This window comes from Treponema sp. OMZ 788, assembly GCF_024181245.1.
Classification (GTDB): domain Bacteria; phylum Spirochaetota; class Spirochaetia; order Treponematales; family Treponemataceae; genus Treponema_B.
In genome coordinates this window covers 2,425,774-2,441,022 of the sequence record NZ_CP051199.1, presented here as the reverse complement: position 1 = coordinate 2,441,022, position 15,249 = coordinate 2,425,774, and the positions used below count along the sequence as shown (strand labels likewise).

The 15,249-nt window shown below is 38.1% G+C and carries 14 protein-coding genes; 1 reads left to right on the top strand and 13 read right to left on the bottom strand.

Annotated elements, in window-relative coordinates:
* The 5 genes from E4O00_RS12120 to E4O00_RS12100 all read right to left on the bottom strand — a co-directional run bounded on the left by E4O00_RS12120 (position 1) and on the right by E4O00_RS12100 (position 3,544).
* Positions 1–330, bottom strand: a complete 330-nt coding sequence (locus E4O00_RS12120) for a type II toxin-antitoxin system RelE/ParE family toxin (RefSeq protein ID WP_253677612.1) — start codon at positions 328–330, stop codon at positions 1–3.
* Positions 331–521: 191 nt separating this feature from the next.
* Complete coding sequence (locus tag E4O00_RS12115; RefSeq protein WP_253677611.1) at positions 522–1,187, bottom strand: hypothetical protein; 666 nt, start codon at positions 1,185–1,187, stop codon at positions 522–524.
* An 851-nt stretch (positions 1,188–2,038) separates the two neighbouring features.
* Positions 2,039–2,566 carry a GNAT family N-acetyltransferase gene (locus E4O00_RS12110; protein ID WP_253677610.1) on the bottom strand — a complete coding sequence of 176 codons (528 nt, stop codon included), beginning with the start codon at positions 2,564–2,566 and terminating at the stop codon, positions 2,039–2,041.
* Between the two features lie 346 nt (positions 2,567–2,912).
* Positions 2,913–3,308 (bottom strand): type II toxin-antitoxin system VapC family toxin, encoded by a 396-nt coding sequence (locus E4O00_RS12105; protein ID WP_253677609.1) that lies wholly within the window; start codon positions 3,306–3,308, stop codon positions 2,913–2,915.
* Positions 3,305–3,544 (bottom strand): type II toxin-antitoxin system Phd/YefM family antitoxin, encoded by a 240-nt coding sequence (locus E4O00_RS12100; protein ID WP_253677608.1) that lies wholly within the window; start codon positions 3,542–3,544, stop codon positions 3,305–3,307. Before E4O00_RS12100 ends, E4O00_RS12105 begins: the two co-directional genes overlap by 4 nt.
* A gap of 185 nt (positions 3,545–3,729) precedes the next feature.
* Here E4O00_RS12100 and E4O00_RS12095 point away from each other — a divergent pair, with 185 nt between their 5' ends.
* Positions 3,730–5,709 (top strand): hypothetical protein, encoded by a 1,980-nt coding sequence (locus tag E4O00_RS12095; protein ID WP_253677607.1) that lies wholly within the window; start codon positions 3,730–3,732, stop codon positions 5,707–5,709.
* 92 nt (positions 5,710–5,801) lie between these two features.
* Here the strand turns inward: E4O00_RS12095 and E4O00_RS12090 are convergent, their stop codons facing one another.
* From E4O00_RS12090 to E4O00_RS12055, 8 genes are all read right to left on the bottom strand, one after another.
* Entirely contained in the window at positions 5,802–7,559 is a 1,758-nt protein-coding gene (locus E4O00_RS12090; RefSeq protein WP_253677606.1) for an FAD-binding oxidoreductase, read from the bottom strand.
* 13 nt (positions 7,560–7,572) lie between these two features.
* Complete coding sequence (locus tag E4O00_RS12085; RefSeq protein ID WP_253677605.1) at positions 7,573–9,132, bottom strand: FGGY-family carbohydrate kinase; 1,560 nt, start codon at positions 9,130–9,132, stop codon at positions 7,573–7,575.
* Entirely contained in the window at positions 9,129–9,485 is a 357-nt protein-coding gene (locus tag E4O00_RS12080; RefSeq protein ID WP_253677604.1) for a DUF1667 domain-containing protein, read from the bottom strand. Before E4O00_RS12080 ends, E4O00_RS12085 begins: the two co-directional genes overlap by 4 nt.
* The gene (locus E4O00_RS12075; RefSeq protein WP_253677603.1) at positions 9,475–10,893 is read right to left on the bottom strand and encodes an NAD(P)/FAD-dependent oxidoreductase; all 1,419 of its coding nucleotides are present in this window, start codon (positions 10,891–10,893) and stop codon (positions 9,475–9,477) included. The genes E4O00_RS12080 and E4O00_RS12075 overlap by 11 nt, the downstream gene beginning before the upstream one ends.
* Positions 10,890–12,641: an NAD(P)/FAD-dependent oxidoreductase gene (locus E4O00_RS12070; RefSeq protein ID WP_253677602.1), complete on the bottom strand. Its 1,752-nt coding sequence runs from the start codon at positions 12,639–12,641 to the stop codon at positions 10,890–10,892. Before E4O00_RS12070 ends, E4O00_RS12075 begins: the two co-directional genes overlap by 4 nt.
* A gap of 8 nt (positions 12,642–12,649) precedes the next feature.
* Positions 12,650–13,372 (bottom strand): FadR/GntR family transcriptional regulator, encoded by a 723-nt coding sequence (locus E4O00_RS12065; RefSeq protein WP_253677601.1) that lies wholly within the window; start codon positions 13,370–13,372, stop codon positions 12,650–12,652.
* 160 nt (positions 13,373–13,532) lie between these two features.
* Positions 13,533–13,820 (bottom strand): CC/Se motif family (seleno)protein, encoded by a 288-nt coding sequence (locus tag E4O00_RS14355; RefSeq protein WP_371921864.1) that lies wholly within the window; start codon positions 13,818–13,820, stop codon positions 13,533–13,535.
* Between the two features lie 11 nt (positions 13,821–13,831).
* Complete coding sequence (locus E4O00_RS12055) at positions 13,832–15,205, bottom strand: L-cystine transporter (RefSeq protein WP_253677599.1); 1,374 nt, start codon at positions 15,203–15,205, stop codon at positions 13,832–13,834.
* Positions 15,206–15,249: the final 44 nt, after the last annotated feature.

Below are 15,249 nucleotides of genomic sequence, written 5' to 3'. Positions count from 1 at the left end.
CTAAATATATCCATATTTTTCAGCAATTTCTTCCGATCGTTTTATTAAATCTTTATAAAACTTCTTTTCATTTACACCTTTTTTATCCTCACCTATAAGCAAAATTGCTTTTCTTTCCTTATCAAAGAAAAAAGAAACTCTTAAAACTGTTTCAGAAGTTCGGCCTCTTAATTCTTTTAAATTTTTTATCTTCTTTGAACCATGGATAATATCCGCATATGGACGGTTTAATTCAGGACCATTTAATCTCAAAAGTTCTGTCAAATAGTACAACTCTGACATACTATCCTTATCCAAAGATTTATACCATTCTTCGTATTCTTCTGTCACATTAACTTTCCACATGTTTATATTATATGCATTACAGTGCATATTTGTCAATAGATAAATAAAAATATTTTAATATATCAAATAATTGTCTTTTATTACCGAATACCCTCATATACCTAAATTTTTATAAATTAAAACTTATATTATTGCTATTGTTATAGAATCTGATAATTTATAAATAAATGTTAAGTTTATTTATTAGTAATATTATACTCCATTCTTTCCATTGCTTTTGCATGAATTCTATCATGCCAGATCAATCGCCTCAGCACTTTTCTAATAGACCAATCTTCTTCATTCTTAAATACTCTATTTCCCTCTTCTTTGTATTTTTTTATTAATTCATCAATACAATTTTTTCTTCCTTTTATGATATCAAGATCAATATCGGCTTCTAAATCTACTTGTCCTAAGTAATATTTTTGTACATTACATATATGTTTATATTGTTCAAATATTGTAGAATATACATTTCCATAAAATGTTTTTCTTACTTTACTATCATCGATTACATTTTTGTTCTTACATTTGTTATATACAGCATCAACTTTTTTTGCGGATAAAAATGCTAACTCACATTCATGATAAAAATCATTCTCATTCTCATACTCTTTCTTCTCTATCTCAAGAATAATATCACTATCAGCGTCTTCAATCATTAAATCACTATGTACAATTACTTCCTCAATTTTATCAATCTCACTAACTTCTATATCCAACCATTGTTCATATTCTTTAATTTCTCTTTTGTATTTATTTCGTGCTTCTTCTATTGTTTTTCCTCGAACATAGGCACCAGGGAGATTTTCTATCCAACCAAGAAATCCTTTTCCATTAGTTTCATATACTACTTTCATATAAATATTTCTTTGCATTTAATATGTTTTTCTTTTTTGCGCGCGTTAGCGCGTCATCCTAACATTCGCTTAACCTGCGAGGCGTATATTGGCGCGAAACTTGCCGAGCGAAGCGACAAGCAAGTTTCGTGACAATAGCCGAGTCAGGTTGAAGCAGTTGTTGGATGCTCTTTATTTTGTATTCTATTCAAACTATCAATTATGAACCAAAGATTCCAAATCGCAAAAATAGTTATGATACAGACATTTATATATTTATTTAATAAGTACGGATATGCTTCTATAATTAATAACAGACCAACAAATAAACTCATAACCTTTTTAAGAATATTATTTTTTTTATTAAGACTCAGTATTATCACAATTGCTCCAATAATAAGAAATAATATATGTTGTGAACCAAAATATATACTTAATAACAATGTAATATTTGATTCAATTAATACTAAATTGTTTATTTGATAAACCAACCTTCCTTGAATAATCATTATGAATAATAATATTGGTATACATAAAAGAACTAATGCTAATAGTATAAGGTTTTTCTTACTACGATTAATTATTGGATTACAGATACTTAAAACAAAAAAGATACATAACGAAACAGTTGAAAAACATAAAGATTCATTTGAAAGCTGGATTGACAATTTATTATTTATTAACCATGTATCCATACTACTAGTAAAATCATACATAAAAAGACTATTAAACAAAAACGAAAATGTAAATAATGTTACAAAAATGATATATGCAATCACTAATTGCTTGATACTTTTCATTTCTTATTCCTTTATTTTCCTCTGCGCGAAGCGTCCATCTAACATTTGCTTAACTTGCGAACCGCAGGTGAGTCAAGTTGAAGCAGTTGTTGGAAGTCTTTTTTCTTTAATCAATGCTAAGACTAAATCATCATCAGCTCTAACGCTACTGAAATACTTGACATAATTATCATTATAAATGATTCCATTGCCATCTGGAATATAATTCCTTTTACAATATAATCTTTGTGCTTTTCCATAATTTTTTGTTAATCCAACACTAATACCAATTTTAGAATAACTTGCAAATACTAATTTTTCCGCCTCATCCATTAAACTGGAGGCAACACCTCTACCCTGATATTTCTCTAAAACATTCAAGTCCATGATTTCCGGAATATCATTTTCCCTAAAATAGGAATAATAGGATTCCCATTTAACCGTGAGATATCCAGCAAATTTATCATCAATCCAATACACCAAAACTATTCTTTGTTTATTAGTTTGTTCAACTAAATAATTCTGATATTGCTTTACCGGCTTATCCCAATTCTGTTTTTTAAATTCTTCGGAAATTAATTCACAGTCCTTGTTCTCAAGTATCGTTATTCTTGTTTTCATATATTTTCCTATTACTCTGCGCCGAAGGCGTCCTTCCAACATATATTATGCGTATCTTGATAATAAACCAAAAAAGAAGTTTTTTCAAGTATGGAAAGCGGGATATTTTTACTTAATTGGAGATAGTTAATTTTATTTACCCTTTGCGAATCTCAAGAGAGAGCTTGTGTGTCTTTGCGTTCCTTACGGTTAATTTTTGATTGGATTAACCGCTAAGATCGTTAAGGCCGCAAAGAATGTTGGATTTAATTTGTATATCATGCCTTTAATTAGACCTTGGTAATGTTTTTCGCACATTCTCTTAAAGTGCAACAAGGCTTGTCGCAATGTCAGGTTGAAGCGGCTGTTAGGACAAAATTTTTAAACCGTATTTTTTATAATTTGTAATCTGATTATCAACAGATAAAAAATAGTAATCAGACTTTATTGATTGCCAAATCATAATTCTATCAAATGGATCTTTATGCTCTATTGGTAATTTATAAAAAGTAATTAGTTCATCGTTTTGAAAAGACCTGCATTTAAAAAAACTATTTTCTACTTCTGCGTAGAATTCTTCCGGTTTTATTCCGTTTAACGATAATTTTCCCATATTAAATTTTATTGATATTTCCCATAAACTAGCCTGACTATAAAAAACTTCATTTTCATCGGCTAATAATTTATTATAAACCGACCGAGATATTTTACTTGTATCAATAAATGACCATAATAAATAATGTGTATCTAATAGGATTTTCATAAATTAATAAACTCTTCATCCGTAATAGCCCAATTTTCACTAAATTCAACTGTTGCTTTCCCTTCCAATGTACCGAGTTTCCTCATTTTTATCCTTTTATACTCTTCAATTGGAACAATTACCGCTATTGTTTCTTTTTTTCGGCCAAATGCTATTCCGATTTCGTTACCTAATTCCACTTCTTTCAAAAGTGCAGAGAAATTTGTTCTTATTTTCGCTACGGACAATGTTTTCATATAAGTATAGTACCATATATGTATAACATAGTCAAGTTGTACATGTTTTAAGAAATGCTATTTCAATGTTACATAGAGTTTTCTAACCGCTGTAAACAACAACTGCCCTTTGAAAATCTCTTAATCTATGTTATAATGCAATCATAAAATGTCCGCAAGGTTCCGGCAAAGAAGAGGTGATTATTTTGAGTTTCTTAAATATTTTTAATAAAACAAATAGAAAGGTAATTCCGTTAGCTTATTATTTGGATTATGAGCAAGATGGAGAGTACATTGAAGAAAATTTCAATGATGTAACACTTGCGGATCCTGATGACTTTCCGGAAGAGCTTTTTGAAAAAATAATAATTATGACAAAAAGACTGCACGAAATGGGTGTATATGAAGAAAAAGAGATTGTCAGATTTATCATTCCTAAAATGCTTGAAACTCTTGAAACAGGCGGAATTTTGTCGGGTGTTTCCATATCGAGTTTTGATACGGCAGGTATTGTTTTCGGAGAAAATTATGCAGGCTGGATATATAAGGGTGAAACAAAAAAAAGGGATGAACTTTTTTATAGAGTGCCGTATCAGTTAATTTTTTATCATAGCAAAAAAGAAGATAACTATTTTATTTGTAAAACAAAAGACAGACTTGAATTAAGACAAAACAAAGTGTCCGTTACAAATTCGGAAAACAAAGAGCATATTATAAAAAATACAAAAAGCATAAACTTAACCGAAATAGAGATGAAAGAATTAAAAGCTTCGTTTTCTATATTATTTATGTATATCAAAATGAATATTTTATTGAAGATGAAAAAGCTCGGCTACTCGGCATTTGCAGAAAAGATAGCGGAGCATTTTTGTGCTTCGACAACAAAAGATGAATTTATATCCTGTGTCAATAAATATTTTTCTTTAAGTATATCGAAAGAAGATGAAAATAACTTTGTGTATGAAAACCTCTCCTTTAAGGAATTTTTATCCGATCTTTTGATTAGAAACAATGACAGTTCGCCCTTGAGCTCTTCCTATGCAGGTATTATTAAATGGGCGGAAGAAAAAACCGGTATAAAAATCCGTCCTAAAAAAGAGTATCATGACCATATGGAATTTATAAGTCATCTTTCCGATATTCTTGCAGCTAAAAAGTACTATCTTTATTTTCTGATGAAAGAAGATGTTTTGCATAAGACTCATCTTTTAATTGCAAAACAAAAGCATATTTTTGAAAACAATTCGAATTTCAGTTATGAAATTACAGCCCTTAGTGAGGATTTAATAGACCGCTATGCTGAAGATATTTCGATCGAAAGAAAAGTAAGAGAAAGCGCGAAAATCTTTTATCATATTATCGGAGTAGAAAATATAGATACTATGATGATGAACATTATAGGAAACCGAGTATTGGATTATGCACTTTTTCAAAATTATTATTTATCGGTGGTTTGTTCCGATGAAGACATGGATATTTATGATATTTTGAGTGAACTTTTATCAAGATACGATATGCCCGATTTGATAAAAAATGCATCAGATTGTGATAGTACATTGGATGATCTTTATTTTTTAGAATTTGAAGCTGTGAATCCCGTGGACAGAGCTATACTTTATGCAGGTTTAATCAGACAAAATAAAAAGCTGCTGTATTCATTTGAAGCAGGAGATTATTTCTATCTTGGAATTATTGAAGATAATATCGAAACAAAAGAAAGCTTTATAAAATGCGTGGACAATCTTTTAGAAATGAAAGAAATTGAAAATTACGTTATCTATGATGGTGAAGACAAAGAAATGCCTGTAAATCTTCTTTCCGGAATGGACATAACAATAGACGGCGAACATATTTATACACAAGAAGAGTTAAAAGAAAAATTTTATAAAGAGAATGCAGAAAATATAAGCCAAGAAGAAGCTGATAAATATCTATCAAGAATTGCGATTAAAAAGCCTGAGGTTAAAATATGTGTTTCAAATTATGAGGAAGAACCGGAGTTTACAATAAAAGCGGAAAACGGGAAGTATTTTACAAATCTGGATTTGCTTTTTCAAATACACAAACAGTTGGTTGAAAAAATAGATTTTGCAAAAGTATTCGACGATAAGATATGTATTTTAAGTTTAAGATTAAGATTAAGCGTAGAAAGGGATAAATACTATCTTTTTTGGGATGCCGCATAGATGATGGACGATGATTATTTTGCGAATGATATTGAACTCGTATGCCGAATTGCAGGAGAACCGGATTGATAAACATATCCGGTTCTAAAAAATTAAGCTTCCGCCCAGGTTTTTCCGGCGTATTTCGGTTTCCGCTTTTGGTCTTCCGTCATGTCGAGGCCGAGGGTTCCGCCCGGGTTCATTATGTTGTTCGGGTCGAAGTGTTTTTTTAAGGCCTTAAAGATTTCAAAATTGGTCTTGCCTATGGACTCTTCAACCCAGGCTGCCGTCATCTTGCCGACACCGTGATGGTGGCTCATGGCAGCCCCTGCCTTCATTATATTGTCGAAGATGCCGTACTGGTATTCTACATATTCTTCCTTATTTTTAAAAAGGCCTATAAAGATAAAGTAGAGGTTGGCCCCTTGAGGATAGGCGTGGGAAAGATGGGTCATGCAGACCGTGTGAGGGCGGGATTTGGCAAATTTTCTTACCTCTTCGTGAACCCGAGGCATCATATCCCAGGTTACGCTGCATTCCATTGTGTCGATTATTACGCCGTAATCCTGCAAGGATTCCCTTAAATAGGGATCGGTAAAGCGGCCGTGCTCCCAGCCGTCCACCGGTTTGCCGGTTAAAAAAAGTCCGCCGTTTTGTTTGCATATACGCTTTACCTTTTTGAAAAGCTGCTTTGAAAATTCCTTATCGCCTTCGCTCCAGCCTAAAAAGAGGCAGCGCTTCATCGGCTTATATCCCATGAGGTTCATTGCGGTTTCTGCTATGGTGCCCTCTACTCCGTAGAGCTTTAAAACCATGTCGGTTTCTTCCGCATCCGAAAGCCTAAACACCGAAGGAAAGCCCGATTCGTTTTGCATAATCTCGCGGCAGGCCCTCATTCCGTCTTCCCAAGTTTTAAATATAAAGCTGAACTTTTTGCGGGTTTCAGGTCTGTATCTAAAAAACCGCAAGGTAACATTTGTAAGAATTCCAAAAGAGCCTTCGCTTCCCATCATAAGCTCATCGATATCGGGGCCGACAGCATGGGCCGGAAGTCCGTAGCTTTTAACTATACCGGCAGGCGTTACATAGGTTTGTTGGAATACAATATCCTTTATATTTCCGTAATAGGTGGAATTTTGGCCTGCTCCGCGGGTAACTACCCAGCCCCCCACGGAGGAGTACTCAAAGGACTGCGGGAAGTGTCCGCAGGTGTAGGCCATCCTTGCGTTGAATTCTTTTTGTGCATTGTTTAGGTGAGCTTCCAGTTGAGGTCCCGACATTCCGGCTTGAACCGTGATTGTCTGGTCTACCTCATTGAAGGCTAAAACCTTGTTAAAGTTTTTACGCATATCGAGGGAGATGCCGCCCTTTACAGCCTCAACACCCCTTGTAACGGAAGAACCGCCTCCGTACACATAGAGGGGAATCTTATGTTCATTTGCGTATGTTACGAGCTTAACGATTTGCTCATGATCGGAAGGGTATACAACAACATCGGCTATGTTTTCGAGGATGCCCTCACGGAGGCGGTAGGCATCGTACATGGTTTTTCCGTAGGCGACAGATACCCTGTCCTTAACGGCCGTGCTCACATCTGCCTCTCCGAAAATTTCTTTTAGGGCTTCAATGTGTTTTTGTTCTAGGTTTACCGGAAGGTTTTCGGGCAGGGCTTCAAGCCCTTCAAAACGCTTTTGTTTAAAGGCCTCATCTCCTATACCGAAGACGGTTTTCATATATTTATAAAGCCTTTCGTTAGGTTCTTTAAATTCGTTGGGGTTGCCCCACTTTGCCGCCTCTCTAAAAGAGCCCTTAGGCGGAGGTACCTGTTCCCAAACAGGTTTAAAATCCTTGTACCCGTATCTTTTTCCCATAAGTCATTCTCCTTTACTCGTTCATTTTTTTTGTTTCGGGATAATTTGTTACTCTTTGAATATCCTTGTAAATATCTTTTAGTGCAGGATATATTTTTTTGTATACGCCGAAGAGACCGTCATAAAGGGAGCGGTGCTCGGGGTTCGGTGTAAATTCTTTTTCGGATAGGACCATTTCCTTTACGGCCTCTTTGATTGAAGCATACTCGCCTATTCCTGCTGCCGTTATGATGGCTGCTCCTAAGGAGGAGGCTTCAGGTGTTTTTCCCCGCACAAGCGGCCGGTTTAAAATGTCTGCGGTAATCTGACAGATAGCATCACTTTGGGATGCTCCCCCTGAGGCAGCAACTTTTTCACATCTCAACCTTCCCTTGGCTTCGATTAATTCCAAGCCTTCACGCAAAGAGTACGCAAGGCCTTCGATAATTGCCCTGTATAGGTCATCTCGGCCATGGACATCGCCGAAACCTATGATGCTTCCTTTTGCATAACGGTCAAAGACGCTTGCTCCCCAGTAGGGCTGGAGCATAAGGCCTCTTCCGCCCGGCGGAGAAGCATGTAAAAGCTTATCCAAAATAACTTCAGGTATTATACCCTTAGATTCGGCGAGCTTACATTCTTCTTTGCCGAGTTCTTCCTTAAACCAGCTTATCATCCAATAGCCGCGGAAGATTTCCAATTCCGAAAGCCATGTATCTGGAAGAATGCCGCAGTAGGCAGGAAAGAGTTTTTTATATTCAAAGTATTTTTTTGAGCAGACTTCGATTGTGGCGGTTGTGCCGAAACTTAAAGAGGCCAGAGATGAATCTACTACGCCCACTCCAATAGTTTCACAAGCCTTGTCGCTTCCGCAAGCAACAAGGGGAATACCTTGAGGGAGTCCCAATTCTTTTGAAACTCCATCCGTTAGGGTGCCGATTATTTTTCCGCTTTCGGTAAGGTCATGCCGTTTTTCGTTTTCCAGGGGCATAAGAGTTTCTTCGATCGAATGTTTTTTTGCCCACGCTCTTTTTCGATTCACGAATGGAACATAACCGACCATCGAGGAGACGGCATCGCAGGCCTTTCCTGTGAGCTTATAAATAAACCAGCCCGAAAGAAAAAACATCTTCCATGTTTTATCCCAGATTTCAGGTTCGTTTTCCCGAAGCCAGTTCATCTTACAATTTGACTGAACTGTAACTATAGGATCGTAAACTCCGGCTGCATGAAATGCTGTTCGTACAAGAAAGTTGGGATGATAGGGACCGTGGGCTGTCCTGTTGTCGAGCCATACAATTGCGGGCCGCAAAACTTTTCCGTCTTTATCGACCAGAACTGTAGTAGCCCTCATTGAAGAGATGCCCATTCCTGCAATGTTTGCAAAAGCATCCGGGGCTTTTTCTTTAAGATTGGAAAGGCCTTCTTTTAAAGCATTCCAGTAAATTTCTACATCCTGTTCGGCCCATGCAGGTTGAGGGCTTGTGTGGGGTTTATAGGAAATACGGCTTGCCACCAAGATATTCCCCTTTAAGTCAAAGAGCATTGTTCGTAAACTTTGGGTGCCGCAATCGACCGTCAAGATGGTTTTCATTGGGATCCTCCTGCTGCGATTAAATCGGCTCCGCTTTCGGCAAAGTTTTTTATGATTATGTCGCCGGGCTTTTTTGAAGAGTCTGCTTTAAGCTTTCTGATAAGGTGCATATATTCTGCAAAGTTTTTTAAGGGAACTTCTTTGCTTGTTTTTACGGGGAGCCTAGGGAAGCCTTCTACCGAAGAGGCTATCGTGCTTGTAAGAATTCTCATCGGGCAGACGGCTTCCGATTTTCCGTATGAAAGCCCTTTAGGGCATTTATTGCCTGTAACGCTGATATTTTCTCCTTCGATTTTTACGCTCAGGCGGCAGCCCCTGGGACAGGCTGTGCAGATAAGGCTTTTAGTTTCCATTATTGACCCCCTTATTTTCCAATGAGGTTTTGATGCTATCCGGTGAAGTTTCGCTTAAAACTATTTCAAGCTTTTCGGCCCCTCTTAGTTTTTCGCAAGGCAAAATAAAGCGCTCCATTTCGGGAGGTTTAAGCTCTTCGTATTTACGCTCAAAGACGGTTTTGCCGCCACTCGTAGTTTCCGCCTCAGGGCTGTCCTCAAAGCAGACTTTAAGACTCACCGTAACATTTTGCATTTCTTCTGAGGCTCTAAAATAAAAGATGATAGAGCCCTCTGCCTCTGTGTCGATTTTTTGCGGAACAACATAGAGGATTTTTCCTCTGATATTTAAGGGCAAAAGTTTTTCCGCCCCGGTGCTAATATTTAAAGGGCAAGTTTTTTCTTCCCCGGCCCTCATGTTTAAAGCAAAATCGGCAGCGGCTTCTCCCGCAATTTTTCCCGATTCGGAAACGTAATCGACAAGGTCGTTTACATGCAGGGCGTTTCCGCAAGAAAAGAGACCCGCAATTTCCGTGTGCATAAATTGATCTACGATTGGTCCCTTTGTTCTTCCGTCTATAGGAACATTGAGGCTTGACAGTATATCGTTTTCGGGGATGAGGCCTACGCTTAAAATCAGGGTGCCGCAGGGAATTCTTTTTTCGGTGCCTGCAATCGGATGCATATTTTTATCCACTTGGGCAATCTTTACTGCCTCGACCCTTTCCCTGCCTTCAACCTCAATAACTGTTGTTGATAGATGAAGGGGTATGCCGTAGTCGTCAAGGCATTGCACGATGTTTCGGCTGAGGCCTGAGGGGGTGGGTTTGATTTCGTAGACCCCCTCTACCTTTGCGCCTTCAAGGGTGAGTCGGCGGGCCATTATAAGACCTATGTCTCCCGAACCCAAGATTACGCATTTTTTTCCCGCCGTAAGCATCGGCATAAACCCGTGAAGGTTTATGAGGGCCTGTGCCTGTCCTGCAGTAAAAATACCTGCCGGTCTTTCCCCGTGAATGTTTACCTGCCTGTCAGTCCTTTCACGGCAGCCCATAGCTGCAACAAGGCTTCTTGCTTTAAGCTCAAAAATTCCGTATTCGGGATTTGTAAATTCCATGCAGAATAAATCATTTTCTTTTTTTAGTTTGGTTAAAAAGGTAAAAAGAAAAATATCGATATTTTCTTTTGCCTCTGTCATTTCCTTATAACGCCATGCGTATTCGGGGCCGGTCAGCCTTTCCTTAAAACGGATTAGACCGAAGCCGTCATGAATGCACTGCTTTAAGATGCCGCCTATCTGCCCCTCTCTTTCTATAAGGGCGATTTTTAACTCAGGACTTTTTTCTGAGGCAGCCAAGGCCGCCGCCATTCCGGCAGGGCCTCCGCCTATAACGATGACATCATAGTCGTTAAATGCAAGTTGTTTCATTTTTCGCCTCCGCTAAAGGCTTCAAAGTTTTCTATCGGCTGAACAAGCGCGGAACCCTCTCCCTTCTTTGTGATCTTTTCAACGGGGATGCCTTTTTCTTCTGCAATAATTTTTAAGATATGGGGAGTACAAAAGCCTCCGTGACATCTGCCGGCTCCGGCTCTTACCCTTCTTTTAATTGCATCAAGGGTGAATACATTTAGAGGATTTTTTACCGCATCCCTTATTTCGCCCTCGCTGACCTCTTCACAGCGGCAGATGATTTTTCCGTATTGAGGATTTTTTTCGATTAAAGCTTTTCTTTCCTCAGTTTCCATTTCGGAAACAGGCTTCATAGCTTTTCTGATCGGCGAAAAATTCTCTTTTAATTTTACGTCCATTTTTTTCTTTAAAATTGAAACGGAAATCTTTACGATGTCCTCTGCAATAGCAGGAGCCGAAGCAAAGCCGGGGGACTGAATTCCTGCAGCGTGAACCAAGTTATCGACCCTCTCGGAAGCCTCGATAATAAAGTCTTCTTCCCATGTGCAGGCCCTTGTTCCGCTGTAATAGGTTATTATGTCGGAAGGTGAAACCTTTGAGTTTAGCTTTAAGTGTTTTTTTATTTCTTCAAAGGCTTCGGGCCTTGTAGAAAAATCCTCCCTATCCATAACCTCTACAGCATTCGGACCTATGAGGAGGTTGCCTTCAACGCAGGGCATTATGCCTCCTCCTTTTGAATGACCTTTCCGAAGCCTTAAAAGGCTCGGCATGGCGGAGCCTGTTTTTTGTAAGCCCTTTAGCCTCTTATCGAGAATGGCATCCGTTCCCTTGCGTGCATGGATCGAAAAAAATCTGTCGCCTGCAAGACCTGCAACCTTGTCTGCCCAAACTCCGGCAGCGTTTATTAAAAGTTTTGTACGGCAGGTTCCGCGGTTGGTTATAAGTTCTGTTACGGCAGTGCCTTCTTTTTTGACACCGATTAGGGCTGTGTTAAAAAAGAATTCCGCTCCGTTTTCGCAAGCGTTTTCGGCATAACAAACGGTAACCTTCATCGGAGAAGCAACTCCGGATGATGGAAGCCAAAAACCGCCGTAGTTTTTATCGGTCATAAAGGGATCTATTTTTTTTACTAGCTTGCGGGAGCGGTAGCCGTAATCTCCGTCCACTCCGTTTAGGCGGCATCTTCTTTTCATAAGCGGAACGAGCAATTTAAAAACCGGATGATAAAAAAGAAAAAAACTGCCGCAGCGGTTTATTTCAAAGCCCAGCTCTTCTGAAACCTTTGTGTACATTCTGTTGCCGCGTATGTTCAGCTTGCCCTTTATCTTTTTAGGACTATCTGCAAAGCCCGGATGAATCATTCCATCATTGTGCCCCGAAGCCTGCATTGCAACATCGCTTTCTTTTTCAAAGAGGGCGATTTTTAAATCATAGCGTGATAATTCTCTTGCGATGGCACAGCCTATTACTCCTCCGCCTATGATTACGGCATCAAAGTTCCTGTCCTCTAAAAGAGAATCTTTTATTTTCGGCAGGTGCATGGGTTTTTCCCCCTTGCCGTTTATAGTTAGATCGTTTACGACTCCCTTAAAACCGCAGCGGGCAGCAGCATAGCCTGCCGCAATCCTTTCTTCCATCGAGGAAACATCTCCTTCTAAAACAACGGATTTTACATCAAGGGAAATTTTAATCTTTTCGCCTAGCCTAAGCCTCTTTAATTTTTTTTGTAATGTTAAAAGTTTCTTATCAAAATTTTTGCTGTCCATGTGTACTCCTAGCTAAGATAAGCTCCTTCTCTATATGTTTCAGGTTTTGTTAATTGTATCATCATTTTTATCGCGGCCTCTTCATTTGCAGAATTTAAGGCGTTAAGAAAAAGTTTTTTGTATTCCGGAATTTTATCCGCATAAGAAAGCTTTTCACATAAGAATTGTTTAAATTGGTGTTTATAAATTTCTTTTGATGTTTCAAAATTAAGTAGAAAAATAGGACTATCGGATAAATCTATTAGTGTAAGGTAAAATTCAAAATCTTCAATTGCTGAGGTTTCAATGTTTTCCGGACTTGAAAAATGTATCTTATTATTTAAAGGTAGAAAAAAATGATAGCGTTCTTTTACCGATAAATTTGAAATTCTTTTTATAAGTTTTTTTATTATATGAGTTAAAATAAGCTGTCTGAATTCTACAAGTCCTTCTTCAATTTTTTCAGGCTCGGATATTTGCTTATTGCGATAGAGTTCGGTTAAAAGTCCGATAGATATAAATGAGGTAAAATCGTTTACTGTACAGCCGTGCCGCGGTCTAATTGTGATAAGCCCCTTGGTTTGCAAGCTGAGCAGGGCCTCATGTACTACCGGTCTTGAAACGCCAAAGCGTTCTGCCAATTCTCTTTCAGGAGGGAGATATTCTCCGGCTGAAAAGATTCCGGTTAAAATTTCGTCCTGAATAACCGATGCGATTTTTTCTTTTTTTAAACCTTGTTCCTCCGTTTTCATAACATTCCTCCCATAAAACTTTTTTTAGTCGTGGCCTTACCACCAATATGCTAGCACAGAGGTTTAAATTTGTCAAGTTTTATTTAGAAGATTTTAATAAAAAAGCGGCAGAGGCCTATAAAGACCTTCCTGCCGCCTTAATTATATTTTATTCAAATGCCTAAAAAACGATACCTTCGACAATCAATTTTTCGGAGAACAATACTTTCTTGTATTTTACAAAAAGAGTATCGTTGGATGCATTGATTTTATTTTTCACATAAACATCAATATCCCCCGATTTTATCAATTTGAAGTCTTCTTTATCTTTTTTAGGTTCTACCGGTGACACGACCGGCTGGGGTTCCCCAACGCCTCAGGAAGCACAACCTATTAGGTCAATAGTTATTGCCTTAGAATCGATTTTCTTTAAATAGTCCAATACCTTGGAATCAATATTTATTGTCATATAATCACTCCTTATTCAACGATGATTTCTTTTCTATTGTAAATTGTATCATCCAGCTCGCCTGTTCTTTTTGCGGCAATTACACCGGAAAGAAGAGAGTCGCTTACATTTAAGGCTGTTCGGCCCATATCGATGAGGGGCTCAATAGCAACAAGAAGACCTGCAAGTGTTATCGGAAGTCCCATTGAGGACAGGACTATGATTGCAGCAAATGTTGCACCGCCTCCTACACCAACGATTCCGAAGCTGCCTAAGGCTGTAATTAGGATAAGCTTTACAAGGAAGACTGGTGCCAATGGATTTATTCCCAATGTGGGTGCAATCATAACTGCCAACATTGCGGGATAAATTCCGGCACATCCGTTTTGTCCGATACTTGTACCCAAACTTCCTGCGAGGTTAGCGATTCCCTCGGGAACACCTAAGTTGTTTACTTGGTTTGAAATAGTCAGAGGAAGGGTTCCTGCCGAAGATCTTGAAGTAAATGCAAACATAAGGTTTGAAAAACTTTTCTTAAAGAATGTTATGGGGTTTAATCCTGCTGTAAGCAAGTATAATCCATGTACGATAAACATGATTATGATAGCAATGTAGCTTGCTCCGATAAATCCGATAAGTCTTAAAATTTCAGAGAAATTTGAAGTTGAGGTTATATTGATCATAAGGGCTAAAACGCCGTAAGGTGTAATACGGAGGACCATGCGTACAAGCCTCATTACTACATCGGAACACGAGTTAAGCCATTTGATAAATACATCTGCACTTTCGGAATTACTTCTCTTTAAGAATAATGCTGCAAAACCAAGCATTGCCGAAAAGAAAACTGTAGCCAATGTTGCGTTTGTTCCTTGACCTGAAAATGCGTAAAAGGGATTGATAGGGATAATTTCAAGGATTTGCTGCTGAATAGGCTTTGCCTCAAAGTCATGAAGCCTGCCTTCCATGGCCTTTCCTCTTGCAATTTCGCTTTCACCGGCTGTAAGATTTTCTGCTGACAAGCCGAATGCAGAAGTTGTAAGAGCTCCAACGAGTGCAGATATTGCAACGGTTATCATAAGAACAGCTAAAATTCTTCCTGCTGCTTTTCCGATATTTTGTTTTTGTGTAGCAATGGATTTTGTAATACTGACAATAATTAACGGGTAAACAATCATCCTAAGCAATCTTACATAACCGCTTCCTACTAAAGTAATCCAGCTCATAGCTTTTTTTATCAAAGCTGTATCTTTAATAGTAAGCTGCAATATTGCACCAAAGATGATACCAACTGCGAGGGCAGTAACAACACGGACATTAAAGCTCATATTAAGTTTCTTCATGTATCTAATTCCATACATGAGTAAGAGTGCTGCGGCAACAATGCCGACAATCCAGACTGTGTTCATAAAAAACTCCTAAGTGCGGTATTTTATCATAAAATAATACTTTT

What these genes read in the sequence shown, in the direction of transcription:
- E4O00_RS12115 (WP_253677611.1), bottom strand. Translation starts at nt 1,187, where the DNA reads ATGAAAGTAGTATATGAAACTAATGGAAAAGGATTTCTTGGTTGGATA.
- E4O00_RS12055 (WP_253677599.1), bottom strand. Translation starts at nt 15,205, where the DNA reads ATGAACACAGTCTGGATTGTCGGCATTGTTGCCGCAGCACTCTTACTC.
- E4O00_RS12070 (WP_253677602.1), bottom strand. Translation starts at nt 12,641, where the DNA reads ATGGACAGCAAAAATTTTGATAAGAAACTTTTAACATTACAAAAAAAA.
- E4O00_RS12105 (WP_253677609.1), bottom strand. Translation starts at nt 3,308, where the DNA reads ATGAAAATCCTATTAGATACACATTATTTATTATGGTCATTTATTGAT.
- E4O00_RS12100 (WP_253677608.1), bottom strand. Translation starts at nt 3,544, where the DNA reads ATGAAAACATTGTCCGTAGCGAAAATAAGAACAAATTTCTCTGCACTT.
- E4O00_RS12110 (WP_253677610.1), bottom strand. Translation starts at nt 2,566, where the DNA reads ATGAAAACAAGAATAACGATACTTGAGAACAAGGACTGTGAATTAATT.
- E4O00_RS12090 (WP_253677606.1), bottom strand. Translation starts at nt 7,559, where the DNA reads ATGGGAAAAAGATACGGGTACAAGGATTTTAAACCTGTTTGGGAACAG.
- E4O00_RS12075 (WP_253677603.1), bottom strand. Translation starts at nt 10,893, where the DNA reads ATGAAACAACTTGCATTTAACGACTATGATGTCATCGTTATAGGCGGA.
- E4O00_RS12080 (WP_253677604.1), bottom strand. Translation starts at nt 9,485, where the DNA reads ATGGAAACTAAAAGCCTTATCTGCACAGCCTGTCCCAGGGGCTGCCGC.
- E4O00_RS12085 (WP_253677605.1), bottom strand. Translation starts at nt 9,132, where the DNA reads ATGAAAACCATCTTGACGGTCGATTGCGGCACCCAAAGTTTACGAACA.
- E4O00_RS12065 (WP_253677601.1), bottom strand. Translation starts at nt 13,372, where the DNA reads ATGAAAACGGAGGAACAAGGTTTAAAAAAAGAAAAAATCGCATCGGTT.